Here is a 19504-nt window from a genome sequence, read left to right as displayed (position 1 = left end):
CTATGGGCAGCCTGCCTAACCGCACGCAGCCCGAACCGAATTGGCAATAGCAGTCGATGATGCGTAACGATCGAGCCAATGGAGAGGCAAACCCGTCTGATTCAATGCGCCATTAAAGCGCGTCATCTTGATCAGGGACCTCACCGGCGGATTTCCATCAGGGCCAGCGGCAAACGCACGCCGCAAAAACAGGCCGGACATATGAAAGCAACCGATCACCGCAACAAGACAAAAACAGCTCTTGCCATAAGGGGCGTCCACATATGAATCACAGTTCAGCTGATTTGGGAACCCACTTTGTCAACAGGCCCTAGCAGGCGCAGCAATTATTCTCTCATCCGCAGTTTTTATGTGGCGCCGGGCATCCACCTAGACGCGTCGTGCGAAGGGACCCAATTTGCTCAAGTTGATTCTCGATTAATCGATTAATTTGCATAAGTGAAATAAAAGGTGCGTTTTTTGACTCTAATACTCTACCTTTAATTGAGTTAGCATGATTAATCATCAAATATATTATTGATATCGATAATCTGAAAAATGTTAAATCTTACTGCGGCTGAGATATTTATCATTTTATATCCAATAGAAAATCAATTGCCTTACGCTGAGTTATTTTAAATAAATTTAGAACAATTGACGATATAATACTATTGTAGAAAGTTGATAAACATTCATATTGCTGATATCCCGACACTCGATCTAGTAGAGGAAGTCCATCTCACACAATCGATGGACTCTTGGCTATCAAGGAGTGTGTTATGTCAAACATTGAAAATAGCACTTCAAATACTACAGAAGAAGTCCGGGAAGACGTATCTAACCCGACCGATGAAGTAAAATCTGTCGATGCGACTGTTCAACATGAAGAAAACCACGATGATCTGGACGACCTAGATGATCTGGATTTCGATCTTGAAGATGTTGAAGACAAGATCGCTCCCCTCGCTCTTTAGCCGGTTTCGAGCAGATTGAAAGCTGGGCAGTTCCTGGCTTCAAAACATAGTGTGGAGCAATCTCATGAAGTTGATGATTATCTCTGGTAGCCCACGCATGGGCTCCCAGTCGGGTAAGCTCGCCCATTTAATTGCAAAACGGCTATCCAAGCGGCGTAAAGAAGTGACTTGCGCTGTGTTAGACCTTGCAGAGCCAATCCTGCCAGAGCTGACGGACGATGTTTTCAAGTCGCCCCCAACGCCGGGGTCACCTTGGTACAGCACTCTGGGCGACCTTTCTGATGCGGACGGCTTTGTGGTCATCACACCCGAATTCCACGGCATGGTACCACCTGGTTTGAAAACACTGTTCATGCTGTCTGGAGAGGGGCCGTTTTGTGACAAACCAGCCTTGCCGGTGGGAGTTTCGGATGGCATGGGCGGCGTCTGGCCCATCGCGGAATTGCGCGTCTCCAGCTTCAGGGGAAATCGGGTCTGCTGGATCCCTGATGACGTGGTGGTGCGGCGCGTGAGCGACGTCAACGCCGCAACGGAACGGGCTTTCACCGAGCCGTCGCAGAAGTTTCCCGCCATCTGGGCGCGTTTGGATGCTTCCTGTGATCTTCTCATTGGTTATACCCGGGCGCTTTCAGAAGCGCGCAAGGGTGGGGCCATTCAGAGAAAACACAAGGAAGCGGCATAGCGCTGCTGTTCCGCTTGTCCATTTGATTTTGAGGTACGCATGAAAACGGCGCCCGACTGGCTGCGACTTGCCCGAAACCACGATTATCGTTTGCTGTGGCTGGGACAAACCATCTCCACCTTTGGCGAATCCATCTACCAGGTCGCGTTTTACTGGCTCGCCTACGAGATGACAGAAAGCGCGTGGCTGGCGGGTCTCGTGGTGTTTTGCGCCAGCGCCCCTTACCTACTCTTCGGATTGATCGGCGGCGTTTACGCGGACAAATGGAACCGCAAGTCATTAATGCTGTTTTGTGATCTGATCCGCGCGGTTGCCGTGGCGGTTGTGCCTGCGTTGGCGCTGGCAGGCATGTTGACGGTCTGGCACTTGGCATTGATTGCATTTGTCTTGACAAGCGCCCGCTGTTTCTTTCATCCGTCGTTGAATGCAGCGGTTGCAGGTGTCTTGGATGATGACACCCGGGCCCTTGGGGTGTCCCTTGTGGAGGGCGGCTTTCGGGCTGCGCGCCTGATTGGTCTGGCACTTGGCGGCATTCTCATCGAGCTTTGGGGCGCAGATCAGCTCTACACCATTGCTATTGTAACCTTTTTTGTTTCCATTGGTTTTGTAGTGCCGCTGCGCAATGTCGGCCATGCCGAAGGTGAGGAGTCCGAGGATAACCTGCTCGGTGCTCTTGGTGGAACGCTGCGCTTTCTGCAGGGTCATAGAGATCTGTTTTGGGGCATCATCTTGTTCGGTGTCGGCCTGATGTTTGTCACTGGCCTGGAGCGTGTCGCGCTGCCGCACGTGGCAGACCAGAACTGGGGCGCAGGAGCCAGTGGCTTTGGTTGGGTTCTAGCCATGATCACCATCGGCTACGTTTTTGCGTCCCTCGTGATCGGCCGTTTGCAAATCAAAAATCCATCGCTCTACATTTTCGGCGGATGGGCCCTGTGGGGCGTCTTTTTTGCCGCGCTTGGACTCTCTGAAAACATCTGGATAGCACTGAGCTTCGCCCTGCTGGTAGGCGCTGTAGAAGCGGTCGTGGATATTCCGCTTGTCGTGCTGATACAAACAAAAACGCCCGGCAACCGAATGGGCAAGGTGTTCAGCATGTGGTCAACTATCGCTTTTATCGGCGAGAGCTTGAGCGCGCTCATGATTGGTGCGTTGATCTCCCAGTCTACCGCCCCAGCTGCATTCATCATGTGCGCTGCCGGGACTGTGGCCATGGCAATCTTCGGCCTGATTGCAAGCCGTTCGCGCGCTTCAGACGAACCGCAGGCCCTTGAAGGGGGCAAGTCATGACGATGACAGCCTCCCTCGCAACACAGGCGCCGGAGCCGTTCAGTTCGGGTGACGAGAGTGCTCGCGAGCAAGTACGGTGGAAAATGACAGATCCCCTGTGGGATCCGGCTTCTGCAGAGTTCGCAGCTGCCCTGAGTAACGTCTGGGCGGGAGTAAAGCGGAGCCGAGAAGAGTTTGCTCGTTTCGCCAAGCAAGTGCCGGCTGGGGCGCTGTCTGCCACCGCGCTGGAGCGACTTGATGCGGACTGGACAGAACAGCGAGAGAGCATTCAGGAACTCTATGTGTTTTTGGAGTGCAAGCGCTCTCTTGGCGAAACTACCAAACACTTGACGAAGAATGCGGAACGTATTCGGCGCATTGCTACTGCGCATAAAAGTGCCCCTACGGAGTTTGTAGGGGTGATGCTCAAAGCAGGTCGAAACGCCTCAGATTTATTCCCGGAAGGCGCGCCTGAAGAGGTTTTGAAGCGCTGGCAGAGTTGGGAAAGGGACGAGGAAAAAAGCAAGCGCAATGAACAGACAGACCGGCTTGGTGGACCCGGCTACAGACAGTGGTGGCAGGCCTACCGTGACACTCGAGCGCAGCTTTATTTCCATCTGCCTGAGGACGGGATAGCCGATAACCAAGTCTCTGTGGTGGAGGCGACCCGCTTGTTGGCGCACCCAGTTCGAAGCACTCGAGAAAGGATCTTCACAAGCGTGGAAACAGCTTGGCAGCCGCATCGAACCATGGCAGCACACGCTTTGACCGGCCGCATTGCATGGCGATGTCGAGCGGCTGAGATCAAGGGCGAAGATCGCTGGCAGGAGGCCCTTGCTGAAACGTCCCTCTCGCGCGGCGCAGTTGAGCGTTGTCTTGAAGCTGCAAACGCCCTTCGAGTTGACGCTCAAGCAGCGCTGACGGCTCAAGCGCACATGGCAGGCTACGAGAGGCTTGCACCTTGGGATCTGGATGCTTCCAGCAACTGGGTTGGTCCGGTTCCACTAAACGAGGCGCTGCGGGATACCGAGCGGGCGTTCAATGCGGTTGATCCGGAAATGGCTGGGTTTTTCCGTCTGATGATGCAAGAGGGCTGGCTCGATGCCAGTCCTCATCAGGCCGGACGCAGAACAGCGGACTTTCAAACCTCGATTGCCCGACGCGGCGTGCCACTCGTGCTCGTGAGCTATGATGGCCATGCTCTGAACGCGATCCGCATCGCCCATGAAACCTCGCACGCACATCATTTCTGGTGCATAAAAGATCTGCCCATGGAGCGGCACTATGTGCCAACGGCCTCCGCAGAAACAGTGGCATCGTTTGCCGAACTTCTGCTGCGAAGCCAATGGCAGCGCAGCGGGGAGAACAGTTCTCAGCACCCATGTGCCCAGTTCCGCCGCTACGCGTGGATGGAAGCGCAGGCCTTTATCGCCTTTGCGCTGATGCTGCCTGCCAACTTTACTTTTGAGAGGCAACTGACCGATGCGCCTTTCCCTCATACACCAGAAGAACTGGATCAGCGTTTCACGAAAGTCTGGTTGCATTGGTTCGGAGAGAACAAAGTTAGCCCAGATGTGAGTGCTTGGTATCGCAAACCGGTATTCATTGCCTCTCAGTTTCATGGCTTGCCCTACATTGCCGGCTTTTTTCTTGCACACTTTCTTGAGGCGCAAAGACAGGCTTTAGGACCTCAGTTTGCTGGCGCCTACACCAGTCTTTTGCGCAGCATGGCTCAAAACGACATCAATACCGCTTTCAAAACAACTTTTGGTGCTGATCTGGAAGAGGAGGCCGTGTGGGAAACGTGCCTGAGCGTGATGCGGGGCCGATTGAACCAACTGATGACACTTGTCCTGAATGTTCCCGGGGAGGCTGCATCATATGCTTGATCAGCAATCCGCTCCTCACCAACAAAAAGCCCATGTCCGAGCTAGATGGCAATTTGGCCCTGAATTTGTTCTACGTTCTCCGGGCTTTCCGATGGAGGTGCTTGAACTTTTTCGCATGCAGGACACCTTGGCAATCCTGCTGGAAATGGGTGCTGAAAACGCGAAGACGCAACAGGTTTATAGCGAAGAAAATCAACGCATTTTGGACAGCATTGGGCGTCTTTTGCAAAGGCAGGATATTCGCCAAGCGCTGTTTGTCTCAAGCCCGGATGTTTATCGCAACGCGGTACCGAAAGTTGAGCGAGCGCTTGCGAAATCCCATTTCAACTCTGATGCGCGGCGGGCGTTACGTACCGTGTTTGCCTACCTCCAGCGCTTCGCAGCAAAGAATGAGACCACAAGCTTTTTTGGTACACTGAACTATGGCCGGGTAGATGACGGTTGGGATGGCTGGGCAAGGCTTGAAACCACCGTAGATCGGAAAGAGGGGCCGGGGCTCGCCATGGGCGAGGATCTTGTTACTGAACGCCGCGTCTTTTTAACGTTTTGGGCCCTGTCGGCGCTTGCCGAAAAAATCGCTGAAGAACCTGAGTTCAGGAGCGCGTTGCCATTGCACCTGAATCCCATGGTCATCCTGAATGCGGATGGGTTGACTATGCCGGATCAATCCCATCGCCCGTTGCCACCTTGGGCGGTTGCAGTAATGGAGGCCATTGAAAACGGCCAGACCCGCAGCCAAATCCAGAAAACGCATGGCCCGCGCTCTCAGATTCTTATCGACAAGTTGGTTGATTCCAGCATTTTGCGGCACGGCCCTATTGTTAGCTCCTCGCGCCTTGACGCCTTGGAAGAGTTGCTTGCCATGGTCAGTGATTTGCCAGAAGGGTCTGCACGCGACAGGTGGGTTGAGCGACTGACAACGTGGCAACAGTGGCGCGCACAGATGAGCGCAGCGTCCTTCGAGGAGCGGCAAAAGCTGCTCGAAGAGGCTGCCTTGCAGTTTGAAACGCAGACTGGCTTGTCAGCATGGCGTGGAACCGGCGCGATGTATGAGGACCGCACCATCTACTATGAAGAAGCACGTGGCAGCATCCGTGAGCTGACCTTTGGCCGCCGTCTTCATGAGGATCTTGTTTACCGGGCGGAGCCCTCTTTGCAACTCTCGGCGGCCATAGGGAAGGCGCAATGGGAAGCCTTGCAACGCTCTGCCCGCGCCGTCTTCATGCGTCTTTCGCCGAATGGCACACCAGTGCCAGCCCCTCGGTTTATCGATGCTATGAAGGGTGAGGTGCCAACAATGCCCGCGGTGGGCACAAACGAGGCGCAACGCCGTCTGGAAGAGCTGGTCTCTAATCAATCTGCAGATGCGGACGGGTGCGTGCGCATTGCCCCTGAACAGTTGATGCTGAAGGAGATTGAAGGGCCGCGCTACTCGCTACTTGATGTCTTCATCGGAGCTAAGGACATGGACGCCTTGGCTTCTGGGAACTATGAACTCTTTGTCGGCAAAATGAACCATCATCTATTGCTGAACTCGTGGCTGACCACCTTTTTGCCAAGCCGGGATGAGTACTCATGCCAGCTCAACAACAGGCTGAATGAAACGGGTCTGAGCGAACTTACCGCCCTTCAAGTACGGCGGCGCAATAAAGGTTTCTATAGTTTCCCCGGTGAGCGCCTTGTTTATTCAGATCCTATTGGCCGTTTCGACAAGGCTTACGGTGTCAGGGCGACATCTCTTGCGCGCGCTGAAGTCGGCCTTGATGATGATGGTGTGGTGCGGTTGATGGTTGGCGGCAAGCCAATACCGCTCTACCTGACGTTGTCAGACCATCAAAAATACCCACCGTTCGCCGCGCTAGCCCTGCCTTGGCTGGCCGCGCCAGAGATCGATCTTGGACAGCACACGCCACGCATTTACTTCGGCGACTGCGTGATACAACGGCAACGTTGGTCCTTTGCTGCGGAAGCTCTCAACGACCTTACTGAGATGTCAGGCGTTGCTTTGCTCAAGGCAGCGCAAACCTTCCGGCAAACATATGCACTGCCCGAACGGGTTTTTGCAAAGGCAGACGCAGAACGCAAACCCATCTACGTGGATTTCGCCGTTGAGCATTGTTTGGTGATGCTCGCCAATCTGCTCAAACGCAGCACCGCAGTACGTTTTGAGGAAATGTACCCTGATGCGGAGAGCCTTTGGTTGACGCAGGGAGGTGGGCGCTACCCGTGTGAGCTGCGAATTCATGCGATTTACCCCGGTCCAGTAGCGAAAGTACCAGAGACGACCAGAGCAATTGCAGGCGCCAAGCTCGCTGCTGGCGCGGAAATCGCTTAGAGGAGGAAGACCGTGAGCGCAGAACTCCAGGAAACAGATTTGCCCGCCACCACAACCATAGGTGGAAAGTGGTTTGAAACTCTCAGTTCTGCGGTTGCAGCGGGGCACCGACAACTGTTCATCAACCCGCACGCACGTGGCGGACCAGAGGCATTTGATGAAGCAATTGAGCAGTTGAAGCGCGAAGGTGAACTGGTCGATGTTTGGAGCTTTGCACCAAATCACACTGCACCCTTTCAAGGACTTGCTGGACTGGTAGCCAGGTTCCTGCCCAGCTTGTCTAAGGAATGCGAAGGGCTTGTATCGGGCAAAGCTGCAGAGCTTACCGCTGTGAACTTGCATGTGACGCCGGAGGACCTGACGTTCATCACAATGGACGCGCTAGCGCTTCCAGCTTCCGAACGCCGCCTTTCCCGTGAGAGTGAATACACGTTTCGCATAACCAACGGCCTTGCGCGACTGGTCGTGGAAGGCTTGGAGAAGACAGCTGCCTTTGTGGGCCAGAGACTTTGGATCTTTGTCCCTGATGTGGCGCAAATCGACAGGGTGAGCCTGCTGTCACTCAATCAGTTGCTCCAGTTCGCCAGTCAGAAGATAATAGTGGTTTATGGCGGTCCCTCCTCATTGAACGAACTGACGCGTTGGGGGACACAAGAGGTCTTGACAACTGAGCCAGCGTCAACCGACGAACGACGCAAGTTCCTCAAGTCATTCCTGTGCCACCATGAGCCAACGCCACTTGGCACCATGGAGCCCGAAGAAAGCCGGCCCAGCCCGCTTGCCCCACTCCTTCTTGATGTTGATAGGTTCAGCGAAGACAGTTTGTTCGAGGCCATCCAAGTTGGTCAGTATGATCTGGCGCTTTCTGTCTTGGAACATCCCGACTTTGAGCTCGAGGCAGAGACAAGGGCGCGGCTCTTGGGTCTGGCGCATGCCTACATTGGCAACTTTCAATTTGCTCAAGAGATCTATCACCGGGCCATGGGCCAGGCCAAAGACCCGGTCATGAAAGCCCGCTTTTGTGTGTACACTTCGTTGCTCTCGGCAAAACGCCTCTCTGAATATGACAGGACGATTGCCCTGATCGATGAAGGTCTTGCGGCCTTAAAGGGTCATGGTGAGGCGGCGGCGTTGCTCGAAACTGGATGGTTGTTGAATGTTCGTGCGCTGGTAATGTTCCGTACCAAGCGGATCGAAGAAGCGGCCGCCATTTGCAGGGAAGCCATTGCAACCATCAAGCCTCTACAGGGCAGTGATGCACTTCACCTCAAAATCAACCTCATTTCCAACATGAGCATCCTGTTTGAGGCAGATGGCAACCTCCGTAAATCTCTGGCGGTGTGGGAACGATTTGAAGCCTTTAACACGGGACCAGCTCGTGCGTTGTTTGCCAAGATCTACCACTTTCGGAAAGCTGGCCTGTTGTTCGGACTTGGGCAAATCGACATGGCAATGGACCAGTACCTGGCATCCTGGCACGAGGCGCAGAGTATTCATGACACCTTCCACTCAGTTGTCATTGCTCAAACCCTCGGCAAGGCGGAGTTCCAGAGGCGGCGGTTCGAAGCTGCTGCAATCTGGTTTGAGCGGGCTGAGACAGAAGCCAAACGATGCGCCGACCATGCAGCAGCGAACAAATCGGCCGCCGCACGCTCCTTAGCGCTCAAAATGGCGGAAAGATCGCGTGACGATCCCTCTGAGGTCGCGATCTCCGACTGCGAGGAATGGCTCCACCGTGCCCCGGAAACCAAGCTGGGGCGCCCTTTCTACCTTTATCATATTGCTGCTTAACGTCATGAAATCACAAGATTCCCATTGGCAGATCATACCCGACATGGTGGTGCGTCACGCAGGTTTCGCTTTCGACCGCCTGACAGCTCTTCGCATGAACAAGACAGCTAATGAGCTGGACGTTCTTGTTGCGCTTGAACTTGAGAGGGAGCAACTGAAAGCCAAATTGCTGGCCACGGGTTTTGTCTCCGCTGTTGATCGGGTGAAAAACGACAAGGCAGAGTTAAAACGGCTCTCGCGCGCCAGAACAAAGGTGGGACGAGGTACATTTGATCGGATGGCATTGGCTGCGTGGGGCGATAGCCAGTCAGATGAAGAATTTGCTGAACAACTATCGGCGTTTGCACAGCTGACGGAACAAATTCGTGATGCTCAAAGGATAGCGCAGGATGCGTTCGAAAGTGAAAGGCCACTGACCACACAAACAATTCGTCAGCTCTATGCAGAAGATCCTTGGTTGGCAGAAGCAATCTACATATCCAACCCGGACCTCTACGAGAAATCGTTCAAGCGGCTTGTTGAAGGGCGGGAACGCCGAAAGGCACAAGAGCGACGCCTTGCTCTTTATCTCCATCGCTTTTGCGCGAAAAACGAAACGGCAAGCTTTTTTGGCCCGATGAACTATGGCGTCTTCAACGCGGACCATAAAGAGCCTGTCCGTATACGGAAAAACGGCAAAAAACTGAGTGAACGCCGCGTTTACTATTCGTTCTGGATGGTGGAGGCGCTGGCTAAAACCATTGCAGCCGATCCAAAGGTATCGGCAGGCTTGCCTGTGCGGCTTCACCCCTTGCTGGTTCTACAGACCGAGGGAGATGCTCCAAGCGCCTCGTTCGCCGGAACACCGTTAAAGTTGCCAGCCAGGGTGCTTGAGGCTTTTCAGCAAGTCGAGACTTGTTCCAGCTTAGAGGAGCTGCGCAAGGCCATTGGCGATGAACGGCTCTTGGACAAGATACTCGGTCGATTTGTGCTGGCTGAGATATCGCTGCCCTCAACTGTGTTCAATCCAATGGCAACGCTCGAACAAATGCTGCGCGAAATGCCATTGGAGAGCGGTGCACGGGAAACATGGCTCCCTGTGCTCAGCCATTTGAACGTTGAGTTGGAACGCCTCGCTGGCGCTGATGTGGACACCCGCGCGCACATCACGCGAGAGATTGAACAATTTTTTACAAAAGTGACCGGTGTGGAGGCACGGCGAAAGGGTGGAGAAACCTATGCCGACCGCACATTGATGTATGAAGAATGCAGCGGTACGCTCGATGAGTTCTCATTCAACACGTCGTTCACAGAACAGATGATGGAACGCTTGCAGCCCGTGCTCAAGCTGCTCACGATCTACGGACATGTAGGACACCGGTCAAATTTGGAGCGCGCGCGGCTGGCGTTCGATCAGATTGCGGAAGGGCGCACTCGCATTCCGTATCTGGAGTTCATTTCAGGCATTGATGCACTGGAGAACAGTGGTGCCTTGCCCGATGCCGGTGCCGATGTGCGGGGTTTCTTGGCCCAACTGAGCGCGCTGGTAAAAGAGCGGCAGCAGGACGGCGTTTCGCGGCTGAGGGCTGAAGACTTTACCCAGTTTGCGCATCTGGATACGGGGTTGGCAGTTCACACTTCTCCGGATCTCATGCTGTGCGCCCCAACGCAACAGGACCTGAGCGATGGCCGCTATCAGATCGTTATGGGTGAAGTGCACCAGTTCCTCGCAATGTGGGGGTCGCAATTCCTGTTTCATCATGATGCCAAAAGCGTGCGCCGCAGGGTCGAAGATCACATTGGTCAACTGGATGGGTATGGCAATCTTGCTACGGTTCTTAACGCGCGTCGGCATAAAGGCCTGATCAACGATGGTTTCCCCGGTACCTTCATTGAACTGACCGGACTAGCAGGAGAGGGCACGGATCGAGTGGCGATCCGCGACCTGGATGTGGTACGCATAGCTGAAACAACGGACCCAGTATTGCACTTGGTCAGCCGTAAAGATGGACGACAGTTCAACCTTTATCACGCTGGCGATGACAAACTTCACCTGTGGGCGTTCTCAGTGCCACCGCTTGCTGCACCGCCCGTTCGTTTTGAAGGGTATACGCCGCGCATCCTGGTTGGAGATGTCGTTTTTCAGCGAGCCCGCTGGGAGGTAACCCGCAAGGAGTTGCTCGACAATCTGCACGAGCCCAACGAGTTGCAGATCATGCTCGCATTGCGGCGCGTTTGCCGACGGAATGGCATCCCTAATCTAAGTTTTGTTCGCGTGCCATCCGAGAAAAAGCCCTTGTTCCTTGATCTTGATAATGTGAACGCATGCGCCAGCGTAATTCAGGCGCTTGGGGAAGATGAACGCCTTACATTTGTTGAAATGCTCCCCAACGACAAGGAGCTGTGGCTTTCAGACGCCGAGGGGAGCTACAGCGTAGAGATCCGCGGCACATGCGTCCGCCCTCGTGTTGAGACGGGGCTTGCCTCATGAGTGTGATCCTTGACACCTCATCAGCCGATGGAGAGACGGCCCATCGACATACCACCTCTGCGCCTGAGCTTGTGCATCTCAGCCCGCACTGTGAGATTTGGCGGCATTTCGTTCTGCGTTCAGCAGGTTTTCCGTTCGATCTCTTGAACCGTATTTCGCTTGATGAAGATACGATAGAGCAAATTGATCTTCTGGATCGCCATGAAATGGAGCTTACTGAGGCGCAGCAGGACCTCAAGGTCCGCTTGTTACCCGAGTTGTTGGATGTTCTGAAGTCCGGATCAGCCGATAGGGCTCGTCCCTTGCGCAAAGACCTCAATCGTCTGAACAAGCAGGCACAACGTGGCGAACCGCTGCAAGGAGTTGAGGGGCTCATCGAAGCATTGGCCGCAGAGTACGGCACGGATGCAGGATTGCGCGACTGGGCCAAAAACTATGGGGCACTGCAAAATGCCCTGCGGCCGCTCCAACGCAGCACGACTTCAGCTTTCGAGAGTGCGTTTGCCGAAAGCCGTCGTGCGCTATGGGATCAGGCTGTTCAATCAGATTTCAAGCAAGCCGTCTTTCTCTCGAATGCAACTCTGGCTGACTTGTTTACTCGGCTGGAATGCCCAGAAGGCAAGGAAAGAAACACCAAAGTGCGTCAGCGTGAGAACACGCTTTGGATGTATCTGCAGCGCTTTGCTTCAAAGAATGAGACCAACAGCTTCTTTGGCCCAATCAACTACGGCCGTATCGACCAAAATGCAGACGACGCGCCTGCACTCGACTTGAGCTATCAGGCCAAATGCCGGGTCGCCTATGCCGCAGAATGGTTGGTCGCAGAGATTCTTGACAAGATCTCGAAGGAGCCGGATCTGAAGGCAATCCTGCCTGTTGTGTTACAGGGCCCAAGGCGACGCCACCGGGAAACCGATTGGATCCACGAAGGCTTGTCGCAGCGAAAACTGGCGCAAGTACTCGGCACGAACGAGGCATTTGTCGAACAGCGCCTTGCGCCGCTTGTTGAGCAAGGCTTCGCCGCGCGAAGATTGACCGTTCCCTCGGCAAGGGTCGACCAGCTGAGCGCGCTTATCGAAGCGCTCTTGGCTTTAGAGCCTGCGACTACGGCTGAAACCAGAGTGAGGGCGGATTGGCTGGCTTTCGCGTACCAGATCAACGATGCCCGTTTGGCCTTTGCTGAGGCGGACGAAGGGCAAAAACGGGATCTGATGGAGCGCGCAGAGCAGCTTTTTTCTCACAAGCTAGGGGGCGCAGCACGGCGCAATGAAGGGCGCATGTTCCGCACCCGCCAACTATTCTATGAAGAGGGATTTGGCGGCGCAAACTTGCACCTTGCGCGAAGCGCCTTGGATCCCATCACCGAAGACCTGGAAGCACTGGCGCTGGCCTGCAGGGTCAACACACACTGGTTGCACAAGATCCACATGGCACGGTCCATGGCACAATATGACCGCTGGTTTCCGGGCCGTGAACAGGTGCGTTTTGATCAGTTTGTCAAGAGGATGATGCGTGTTGATGCCGGGGAGGCAGAGGCCGCGCTGATCAGTGACGAGACACGCGCCCTCGTGAGGGCACATGACGGTTTCAGGGCAAACTGGTTTGAAATTCTGGAACGGGTAAGTGCCACAGAAGAGTGGCCGCAAGATCTGCAGCAACAGCTAGCAAGCGATCTTGAGCTTGATCCTGTGTGGTTCATGTCACCGGACCTTCTTATTGCCGAAAGTCACGCAGGTGGCGAGCGACAACTTCAATGGGTTCTGGGTGAAGTACACCATGGCATCACCATGGATGGTTGGATGTTAGCTCTTCATCAATCCCATGATGAACTGCGTGGCCAGCTTGACGCCATTGTTCAAGAGCGAACGGGGCTAGATGAAAGGCTGGCGGCCAATCTTGTATTGGCGCGGCACATGAAGACTTCGCCGCAAGTCTACCCCGCATTGAATGTTGAGTTGACTGGAACCGCGCCCAATCGAACATCCGCCAAGTCCTTGGGGTTGGCAGATCTTCACGTAAAACGGGAGCGAGAACGTCTGGTATTGCTCGATCCCCAAAGCCAGCGAGAGGTCAGTTTCCTGTCGCCAGCATTCGGTTTCGATCCAATGGCATACAGGCCGTTCGAGCTGTTTTCCTACCCAATTTTGCGTCTGCCTGAGCCACTGCCTTCTGAGAGGGATTTCTCGCCACGACTGGGACGTCACGCTTTTATCTTCAAGCGGGCCGAATGGACGATCGCCGCCCATGATTTGGCGCAGGTCAAGGCACACAAGGCTTTGATGGAGCGCTTTCGTGCCATGCGCCAGTTGGCGTCAGAGCGTTTCATTTCGCAGTTCAGTTTTGTCAAAATTGAAAGCGAACCCAAACCAATTCTGATGGACCTTGAGAACCCATTGTCTGTGGAGGCTGTGCTCGGTGCGGCCCGTGGTGACGGTGCATTGCGCCTGAGCGAAATGCTGCCAGATGGTGACCGCCTTTGGTTCAGCGGCACGGATGGCAGGTTCTACACCAGCGAACTGCGGATGCTGATGGTGGGAGGAGCCAGCTCATGAGAAAATGGAAGCTTGCACCGCATTTCCTGATCCGCTCCGCCGGGTTTCCGCTCGAACTTCTTCAAGGTCTGAACTGCTGCCAGACCGCACAGATGGTCGATCGATTGCTGAAGGAAGAACAGCGCCTGGAGCAGCTTGCACAAGAGATGGCTTCAAGGTGGATGGAGCTTCCCAAATTGCCCGGCCTCAAGCGAAAGAGTTTGTTCAAGTCACTTGCGGGCAAGGCCGCCTTCTCCCAAGAACGACTTGAGCTGGCAGCGGCCGAGCCTACGCTCAATGCAGATATGGATGCTTGGAATGAAGCCCTCTCAGCGCTGCCCCCACTTCAACAGGAAGTAGAGCAGACATTGCGGCGGGAATTGCTGGCCGCACGCCAGCACTTGACGAACGCGTTTGACGATCCCCTGCTTCAGGAGGCTGTGTTCCTCTCAAGTCCCAGCATGTACAAGAACGGGCTTGAAAACCTGTCAGCACCGGCGGCAGAACGCACCAGCGCTGTCCGCCGACAGGAGCGGCAACTTGCATTGTACCTGCAACGGTTTACCGCAAAAAACGAGACGACCAGCTTTTTCGGGCCAATCAACTACGGCAAGGTACTTCATCACGCCAGCCCCGAGGAGGCAGAGACTTGGCCAATCCGCTACTCACTCTCCGCTGAAGGGGTGAAACGCAAGGCCTTTATGGCTTTTTGGGCCGTCAAGGCATTGGCGACAACGATTGCCACCCATCCAAGGGTACGCACTGAGTTGAAGCCTGTGTTGGTGCCGGAATGCAAGGTGCGAGAGGATGGTACGCTCTGGATAGCGGCAGCAAACCGGAGCGTAAAGCTCTCCAGGCAACAACGTGAGATACTGCGTTGTCTCAACAAGGGCCGCTCACTTCGTGACCTCGCACAGGAAACTGGCCTCTGTCCAGAGGCTCTGGAGGACGTGTTTCGGCCCTTTATGGAAAAACGTCTGGTTGAGATCGGCATCCATGTGCCAATGCAGGAAGCGGATGCTCTGCAATGGCTGAAAGACTGGCTAGACGCACTTAACATTGACGATGAACAGATCAGCATCTGGCGAGACTTGTTGGGTTTGCTTTGCCGAAAAAAGGCACTCTATCCCCTTGCCGATGCGCCACAAAAACAGGCTCTCTTGAAAGAAGCAAACGAGCTGTTCACCAAGTTCACGGGGCAGGAGTCGAGCCGAAATCAAGGTTCCATCTACGCAGATAGGTTTCTGCTCTATGAAGAGGGTGTGGGGCCTCTTGAACATGGCGAAATGGCCTCGGCGTTTGCAGAAAAAATGACGGCAAACCTAGCTCCCTTACTCGATATCTGGGCTTTGGCTGGCCAGCAGCGCTCAGCGTTTTTGAAAACGCTTGGCAAACAGATTTATCAATCGCTCTACGGTGAAAGCACGGCCCAGGTTCCTTTTGCCAAATTCATGCGGGATGTGCTGGGCCACGAAAAGCTCAAAGAGTGGGAGAGTGAGGCCGCATCCTTTCAGTCAGCTGTTGCGCAACACCTCACAAATGAGGAGCTCCTTGAGCGCCTTGGGGATCGATACAAAGAAGACGGTATCGAAGTGCTGAAAGTGCCGGGATCCAGTTTGGTGGCGGCAGCTAAGCAGCTCGCTGACCAGCAGCATGATCAAACGCCTCTGATCTGTTCACCGGACATAATGATCGCCAAAACACCAGCGGGTGCTCCGCGCATGGTTTTGGGGGAGGTGCATGATACAGCCATGGTGTGGGGATGGGCCCTCGGCCTGCATCCTCACCACCCCAAACCGCAAGAGGAAATGTGGGCTTTTCTGGCGCCAATAAGCGACCCGAATTGCGCAAACATTGCCGGATCTACACGGCTGAAAATCACACCATTTCGGTATCCCGGAGTGACTATTCCTGTATCTGCCGGAGCCGATACAGATGGCGTTGAAACTATCGACCTTTCCGAGGTTTGGGTGAGGGTACAGCATAACGGCCTTGCATTGATGCACGACGCGAGTGAGGTCCCGCTCGCCCTCTTTAATGGGGAGTTGTCTTCTTTATTGCATCAAATCTTTGCGCTGCCACGCGTGGTACCTTTCACCATTTCGTTCGGCGCGTTTACGCCTCGCATTGAAGTGGATGAGATCGTTCTGCAGCGGGCGCGCTGGATCCTTGATCGCACTGAGTTGGGGCTGGATAGCGGCAGTGGAGGCGATACCAGTGCTTTGATGACAGGTGTGCGCCGCGCGCAGCTGAAAGCCGCGCTGCCAGAACAAGTCTTTGCGAAAATTCCCGGTCAGCCCAAACCGGTCATGGTCGATTTCCGCAGCCCTTTAAGTCTGGAGTATCTGGAGGCGCTAATGCCGTCAGAAGGACACGCGGTGCTCACCGAGATGATGCCGGATGACAACGGACTCTGGCTTGATGTGGGAACAGGCAAGCCCCATACCGCCGAAATTCGCTGCACCTATGCCGCTGTTGCAGAGCACGAAGCCTCTTGACAAAATTGGAGCCAAGCATGTTGCAATCAATCCAGAACTCGCAAGTCTTGACCTCACCTCAGGCTTACTTTGTGCCCGTTGCCCTTGAGCCTGATCGAGCAGAGGCTAGGCTCCTTGAACAGGTTCCGACCGCAAAGCCCTTGGTGCTGCGCGTTCGGCCTGTGGTTGGCGACGCAACACTTGGATTCGGCAGCATTGCCCCCTTGGTCGCCCGGGCTTTGTCCTGGGCGGAAGCAGATCCCGAGAACAAAGAGTTCTTGCAAAGCATTGCGGCCGAACTGACTTGGCTCTTCCCTGAGCTGAGAAGTAAGGAGTTCTTCAAAGCAGCGCCTGAGCTGACCGAGATTGCAATCGCGCCATCCCGGCGACGCTTGCACAAGGAGTCCGAACAAATTTTGCGCGTGACCGTGGCGCTGGGGCGGTTGCTGCGCAAATGGCTATGCTCAGACGAATGCGAGATCGGCATCGTGCATGCAGTGCATGTTGACGGAATAGACGAGCAGTCTGTGAGGGTCATGCGCCGCGTCGCGGACATCATGCCAGAAGGTGGCCCGCTCATCCTCTTTTCCCGTGGTGGGGAGTTCAAAGAACCCGTTGTAGAGGGGCTGACCCCTTGGCTCGGCCAAAAAGAACGACGCGCTGCAATGCTTGAAGGCGTCATGCAAAATCTCAAGCATGTTGTGTTGGATCAAGACGCGAGATCACCAGTTTCAGCTCTTGAGATTGTTGAGATAGACGGCATTGCCAACCTTGGCACACGCGAGAAAGCACTGGTTGAGGCCCTCAACACGTCCATTGAGGAGAATGATCAACCCGAAACGCTTGCCGCTCATGCAATCTCGGCGATTGAAGAGGCAGTGTTCACACTGAACTTCCCCCAGGCAAGGGCCATTCTGGGGCAAATAGGTGGGCGCCTTGTCGAGTTTTCTCCCAAGCAACAGCATGAGCTCGTGCTGCATCTGGCTTTCGCTGAAGCGTTTGCCTGCCGTTTCGAAAGCGCGGCAGAGGCGTTGCAATATGCCATGTCTTTGGCTGATAGGGCTGATGAAAAGGCGATGAGCCATTTCTTCCTTGCACTGTTAAAGATCAAACGCCTAGGTCAGCCACTGCAAGGCCGCGAGCACCTTGATCATGCCATAGCGATGTTAAAGGATCGAACCGATGATGCCGCGCTGAATGACTTGGCCTGGCTCTACAACTTGCGGGCCCTGTCTTTTGTCGAGCTGCGCGACGTAGCGAATGCTCGCAAACAGGTCCTTATGGGCATCAAATACAACAAAGCCTGCAAACGGACGCCCGATTCAATACACCTCAAGATCAATCTGTTGTCTAACATGACGAACTTGGAGGAGTTCACGCGTCAGGTACCAAAAGCAATTGAGCGGTGGTCTGTGTTTGAACCCATGCTGAAGTCTGCCGCCGGAAGCTTTGCGAAGCACTATCACTATCGGATGGGCGGACTGCTCACAAAGGTTGATCGGTTTGATGAAGCCTCAGACCATTTCATGAAAGCATATGCGGAAGCTCGCAAGTCCCATGATCTCTTCTATGCGGTGTTGATTGCACGCGATCTGGGCGGAGTTCTCTATCGGGCGGGGCAGGTTGAAGAAGCCGCAAGATGGTTTGAAGCGTGCGTACGTCTTCAGGATGAGATGGGCGCGGATGATGCAATCAGTGCTGACTGGGTCGCGTTGTGGTACTGCCGATGGTGCGTAACCTCCAAAACCGCCGGCGCCAACGCGGTGAAGCAACCACTCTACAAGTCCATCTCTTCTGGCAGTATGGGGCATGAAGGCGAAGATCAGTCTGGTGCCAATGCTTTTGCGCCAGTCGAGTTCCAATTCTTGCCGCGCCCCGGCACCAAGCTGAACCGTCCGTTTGACATCACAAACTTGTACTGGGAGTCAGCTTCGTAATGGAAGAGCGGTTTCGAAATCCATCCCCTACGCAATCACCAAACACCACTGACGCCCTTATTATTGGCGGGGGCGTGGTTGGCGTTGTAATCGCCCTGCGTTTACTGCAGGCCGGGAAGAAGGTGGTGCTGGTAGAGGCGCGAGACGCCCTCGGACTTGAGGCGAGCGCTGCCCGGGCAGGTCTGTTAACGACTGTGGCTGAGGGGGAGGCAGGAACACCATACTCACGGTTGTCCATTGCCGGTCTGCAGCGGTTTCGCCAACTGGTGGCGGAGGTCGGCGGCGAGCAGCACCACGCACGACATAGTGTGGTCGAAAGCCCGCATTTGCGCGTGGCACAAGACTCCAAAGAGCTTCAGTTGCTCTCAGCATATCTCGCCGATCCCGGCCTTGCTGATCCCCATGAGCGTCAACTGGATGCAGCTGCACTGCGGGCGCGTCACCCCTACATTGCCGAGGGCATTGCAGGTGGCATTGTTGGCGCTCATGCGCATCACACATACCCACCCGCACTGGTGTCTGCCTTGGCACAGTGCGCGCTGGACTTGGGGCTGACACTCCTGACCCAAACCCGCGTTGAAGCATTGGTGCACACAACTTCGCGCGTTATTGGTGGGCGTCTCTCTACGGGCGTTGAGATAGAAGCTGCCGAAACAATTGTCGCGACTGGTTACCAAACCGGGAGCCTGCTGGAAGGCATGGGGCTACAGGTGCCCATAAGCCCGGTTCGTGGGCAAATGATCGTCGTTGGTTTGCCTACCCGTCACCGTTTCGACCCCGTGATTACTACGGGCCGCGGCTATATCGTGCCGAAGGCTGGTGGGCGCGTTGTGATTGGGGCTACTCATGAAGCACGCAAGAGCACTCCAAATCATACCCTTGGAGGGCTCTCCAGTCTTGCCGAGATCGCGCGGGTCGTGCCGATACTCCTGCAAGCGCCTGTGCTTGATCAATTTGTGGGTATTCGCCCCATGACACCCGACGGCTATCCGTTGATTGGACGTTTTGCCGGGCTGGATGGGCTGACCATGGCTACCGGCCATGGCAGCCATGGTGTCTTGCTGAGCGCCATCACCGCAGATGTTGTCTGTGGTCTTGCCTTGGGCGAACCAGCTCACAAAGACTTTGAGGCGTTCAGACCCGACCGTTTTTCGGTTGCCGCATAGTTTAGGA

11 protein-coding genes are annotated in these 19504 nt (G+C 54.9%); all 11 read left to right on the top strand.

The genetic code is table 11. The features are described from left to right. The first annotated feature begins 758 nt into the window (after positions 1–758). Positions 759–953 carry an ammosamide/lymphostin RiPP family protein gene (locus G512_RS0110885; protein ID WP_028481745.1) on the top strand — a complete coding sequence of 65 codons (195 nt, stop codon included), beginning with the start codon at positions 759–761 and terminating at the stop codon, positions 951–953. A gap of 64 nt (positions 954–1017) precedes the next feature. After that, entirely contained in the window at positions 1018–1635 is a 618-nt protein-coding gene (locus G512_RS20800; RefSeq protein ID WP_051269220.1) for an NAD(P)H-dependent oxidoreductase, read from the top strand. Positions 1636–1674: 39 nt separating this feature from the next. After that, the gene (locus G512_RS0110875) at positions 1675–2922 is read left to right on the top strand and encodes an MFS transporter (RefSeq protein WP_028481744.1); all 1248 of its coding nucleotides are present in this window, start codon (positions 1675–1677) and stop codon (positions 2920–2922) included. Beyond that, positions 2919–4790, top strand: coding sequence for a gluzincin family metallopeptidase (locus G512_RS0110870; protein ID WP_028481743.1), 1872 nt, complete (start codon positions 2919–2921; stop codon positions 4788–4790). Before G512_RS0110875 ends, G512_RS0110870 begins: the two co-directional genes overlap by 4 nt. Before the next feature lie 91 nt (positions 4791–4881). After that, positions 4882–7125 (top strand): lantibiotic dehydratase, encoded by a 2244-nt coding sequence (locus tag G512_RS0110865; protein WP_028481742.1) that lies wholly within the window; start codon positions 4882–4884, stop codon positions 7123–7125. Between the two features lie 12 nt (positions 7126–7137). Next, positions 7138–8916 carry a tetratricopeptide repeat protein gene (locus tag G512_RS0110860; RefSeq protein ID WP_028481741.1) on the top strand — a complete coding sequence of 593 codons (1779 nt, stop codon included), beginning with the start codon at positions 7138–7140 and terminating at the stop codon, positions 8914–8916. 4 nt (positions 8917–8920) lie between these two features. After that, positions 8921–11386 carry a lantibiotic dehydratase gene (locus G512_RS0110855; protein ID WP_143181417.1) on the top strand — a complete coding sequence of 822 codons (2466 nt, stop codon included), beginning with the start codon at positions 8921–8923 and terminating at the stop codon, positions 11384–11386. Further along, positions 11383–13938: a lantibiotic dehydratase gene (locus tag G512_RS0110850; protein ID WP_028481739.1), complete on the top strand. Its 2556-nt coding sequence runs from the start codon at positions 11383–11385 to the stop codon at positions 13936–13938. Before G512_RS0110855 ends, G512_RS0110850 begins: the two co-directional genes overlap by 4 nt. Beyond that, entirely contained in the window at positions 13935–16415 is a 2481-nt protein-coding gene (locus tag G512_RS0110845) for a lantibiotic dehydratase (RefSeq protein ID WP_028481738.1), read from the top strand. Before G512_RS0110850 ends, G512_RS0110845 begins: the two co-directional genes overlap by 4 nt. A 17-nt stretch (positions 16416–16432) precedes the next feature. Continuing rightward, positions 16433–18331 (top strand): tetratricopeptide repeat protein, encoded by a 1899-nt coding sequence (locus G512_RS0110840; protein ID WP_028481737.1) that lies wholly within the window; start codon positions 16433–16435, stop codon positions 18329–18331. Then, positions 18331–19497, top strand: a complete 1167-nt coding sequence (locus G512_RS0110835; RefSeq protein WP_028481736.1) for an NAD(P)/FAD-dependent oxidoreductase — start codon at positions 18331–18333, stop codon at positions 19495–19497. Before G512_RS0110840 ends, G512_RS0110835 begins: the two co-directional genes overlap by 1 nt. Positions 19498–19504: the final 7 nt, after the last annotated feature.

Source organism: Pseudovibrio exalbescens DSM 16456 (assembly GCF_000422785.1).
In the GTDB taxonomy this organism is placed as follows: domain Bacteria; phylum Pseudomonadota; class Alphaproteobacteria; order Rhizobiales; family Stappiaceae; genus Pseudovibrio; species Pseudovibrio exalbescens.
This window is presented reverse-complemented; position numbering and strand designations above follow the sequence as displayed.